Raw genomic sequence first — 2,522 nt, forward strand, 5'->3', positions numbered from 1 at the left:
GGAGCAAAACGTATACAGGTAATTTTCCAATCTGATTCGCTTTTACCGTCATTGATCGTCGCTAAATAGTCTTTAACTTCTTGAGAACGATGATAGCTTGCCCCATCCCATAACAAAACAATTTGACTGTTAGGATACATGTTGACTAGATATTGCATAAATGCAACCGTAGAATCAGAGTTCCCTTTGTCATAGGGTTGAATCATACATACTTGGGTCTGAAGATTGAGCGCTCCATAATAAGTTTGACGCTCACGTTCATTGGTTATGGGTACTTCTATACGTTCGTTAGTCTTACCCCATACATATCCACAAACATCTCCCCATAATAAATGACATTCATCTGCAAACAAGACAACTAATTCGMCCGAACTTATCTTTTCCTGGTTGGTTGCTAACCATGCCGTAATTTCGTCTTTTTTTTTTGAACTAGGATTGGGTCTTTTTTAGGATTATATTTTTGGGTCTTCTTCCAGCTAATATCTGCTGCTTTAAAAATCTCATAGTAACTTTGTTTCGACGCAAATACCACTTGATAGCGATCCTCAATTKCAGTCATTAATTCTTGCAGATCCCAGTATTGTTGTTGTTGCAACCACTCAATTATTTCTTGCTTTTGGGCTGAGTCTAAATATCCTTGAGACCCCTGATACTTGAGCTTTAGACCCGCAATTCCTTCTTTTTCAAATACCTGTTTCCACTTGCCTACAAAGCTCGTGGATACACATAACATTTTGGCTATGCTCTCATAGGTCATATTTTGTTGCACCATCTGTACTGCAATGGCTCTTTTGAGTTCCTTGCTCTTGGGGTTACTCTCTATAAATTCAGTTAATTCTTCCAAGTCTTTTCTTTGATTTCTTCTTCTCTATTTTTCCACAACTCATTTAGGATTGCTATATATGGCGATCGCCTTGTTAAATTAATTCTATTTGGTTCCCATGCCAGATGAGAAGCCAATCTCGACTCAGATATTGACTTACTAGCCGTACTCAAAAGCCCTGTATCTCAAGTACAAGAAATATCCTATATGTCCAACCTGCGTGTCAAAATATTACTAGAACGTAATGAAATCGTCTCTATTATCCCTGTCACCGAAGAAGACTACAGCAAAAGAAATGCTGGTTTTTTAAGAAATATTAGAAAAGAAGGAATTGAATTATGAACGAATACAAAAAATTACTTTCTTTATCACTAGAAGAACTAGAAATAGCAGCACTCTTACTAGAGCGAGGACGTTATCGTACTTGCCTCTCGCGTTCCTATTATTCTATATACTACGCAACTCAAGCTTTATTGCTATCGCAAAACCTAGACGCTTCCACTCATAAAGGTACAATTCGTTTATTCGGTCAGCATTTTGTGAAGACAGGACAATTTTCTCCCGAATGGGCAAAAATATTAAGCGATGCTTATGAGCTACAACAGTTGAGTGATTATGATGCAGACTTTACTGGCACATTAGCAGAAGCAGAAAAGATCTTAGAACAAGCAAAGGCTTTCGTGGCTGAAGTAGAGAAAGTGTTGCAAGAGCTTTATAGCGATCGCCCCTAACTAAAGGTATAGAATAGGAGGTGTCAAATACTACTGTCTGTCTACGATCATGACTATAGCAAGTATCCCCCAAGCAGTCATCACCTTAGAACCAAAAAATCTCAAGCGTTGGACAGTACAGGACTACCATCGCATCAGCGAGTTAGGACTTCTCATTGGCGAACGAACTGAACTAATTGCTGGGCAAATCACGATAATGACAGCCAAAGGAACGCCCCACGTCACATCATTACATTTACTTGCCAATGTTTTACGAGATCGCCTCGGCACTTCAGCATTAGTTCGCACCCAAGACCCTATTCATTTAGATGATTTCTCAGAACCAGAACCAGATTTAGCGATCGTCCAAGGGACAGTTTTAGATTATGTGGAACAACACCCAAGTCCTGAGCAAATTTATCTCGTCGTAGAAGTTGCCGACTCCACACTAAAACAGGATTGTGAAATCAAAGATAAACTCTATGCCAAGGCTGGTATCGCTGACTACTGGGTTCTGGCTCCCCAAAAACGTCAACTGCATATCTTTCGTAAACCAACACCTACAGGCTACACCGAGCATCTTATTCTTACTGAGCCAAGCCAAGCTTCTGCTTTAGCATTTCCTGATTTTGCGATCGCCTTAACTACGATCCTCCCTCCCATTTCATGAGGTAAATTATGATTGCAACTCCAAAACTTAATTACATAACTCCAGACGAATATCTCGAAATGGAAGAAAAAAGTGAAATTAAACACGAGTATATCGATGGATATGTTTACGCATTGGCTGGCGCAAACGATCCTCACGTTACGATCGCCAGTAATGCTTTTACGATGATCCGTAGCCATTTACTCCCTTCCCGCTGTAAGGCATGGTAAAATATGAAATAAAAAGACAGTAAAAAAATGAACCAAAACGAAGCGCTTCTGAACAAGCCGTTAGATCTCAAAGATTGGCAGAAGCAGTTCAATCGACATCAACAAGAGTA

The 2,522-nt window shown here is 39.7% G+C and carries 7 protein-coding genes; 4 read left to right on the forward strand and 3 right to left on the reverse strand.

What is annotated here, in order from left to right:
• From B9G53_RS00540 to B9G53_RS27820, 3 genes are all read right to left on the reverse strand, one after another.
• The coding region (locus B9G53_RS00540) for a transposase (RefSeq protein ID WP_176453037.1) at positions 1-353 on the reverse strand (353 nt) is incomplete at its 3' end.
• 41 nt (positions 354-394) lie between these two features.
• On the reverse strand, positions 395-844 hold the full coding sequence (locus B9G53_RS00545) for a winged helix-turn-helix domain-containing protein (protein WP_094528377.1): 450 nt from the start codon (positions 842-844) through the stop codon (positions 395-397).
• On the reverse strand, positions 832-996 hold the full coding sequence (locus B9G53_RS27820) for a hypothetical protein (protein ID WP_217901477.1): 165 nt from the start codon (positions 994-996) through the stop codon (positions 832-834). Before B9G53_RS27820 ends, B9G53_RS00545 begins: the two co-directional genes overlap by 13 nt.
• A gap of 34 nt (positions 997-1,030) precedes the next feature.
• On the opposite strand from B9G53_RS27820, the gene B9G53_RS28255 reads away from it, so the two are divergent.
• Genes B9G53_RS28255 through B9G53_RS00560 form a run of 4 tightly spaced genes read left to right on the forward strand, consistent with a single transcriptional unit; the run spans position 1,031 to position 2,412 of the window.
• Entirely contained in the window at positions 1,031-1,165 is a 135-nt protein-coding gene (locus B9G53_RS28255; RefSeq protein ID WP_254923492.1) for a hypothetical protein, read from the forward strand.
• Positions 1,162-1,554, forward strand: a complete 393-nt coding sequence (locus tag B9G53_RS28260; protein ID WP_254923493.1) for a HEPN domain-containing protein — start codon at positions 1,162-1,164, stop codon at positions 1,552-1,554. The genes B9G53_RS28255 and B9G53_RS28260 overlap by 4 nt, the downstream gene beginning before the upstream one ends.
• A gap of 49 nt (positions 1,555-1,603) precedes the next feature.
• On the forward strand, positions 1,604-2,203 hold the full coding sequence (locus B9G53_RS00555) for a Uma2 family endonuclease (protein ID WP_094528378.1): 600 nt from the start codon (positions 1,604-1,606) through the stop codon (positions 2,201-2,203).
• Positions 2,204-2,211: 8 nt separating this feature from the next.
• Positions 2,212-2,412: a Uma2 family endonuclease gene (locus tag B9G53_RS00560; protein ID WP_254923494.1), complete on the forward strand. Its 201-nt coding sequence runs from the start codon at positions 2,212-2,214 to the stop codon at positions 2,410-2,412.
• The last annotated feature ends 110 nt before the right edge of the window (positions 2,413-2,522 follow it).

Origin of the sequence: Pseudanabaena sp. SR411 (genome assembly GCF_002251945.1) — a bacterium.
Taxonomy (GTDB): Bacteria; Cyanobacteriota; Cyanobacteriia; order Pseudanabaenales; family Pseudanabaenaceae; genus Pseudanabaena.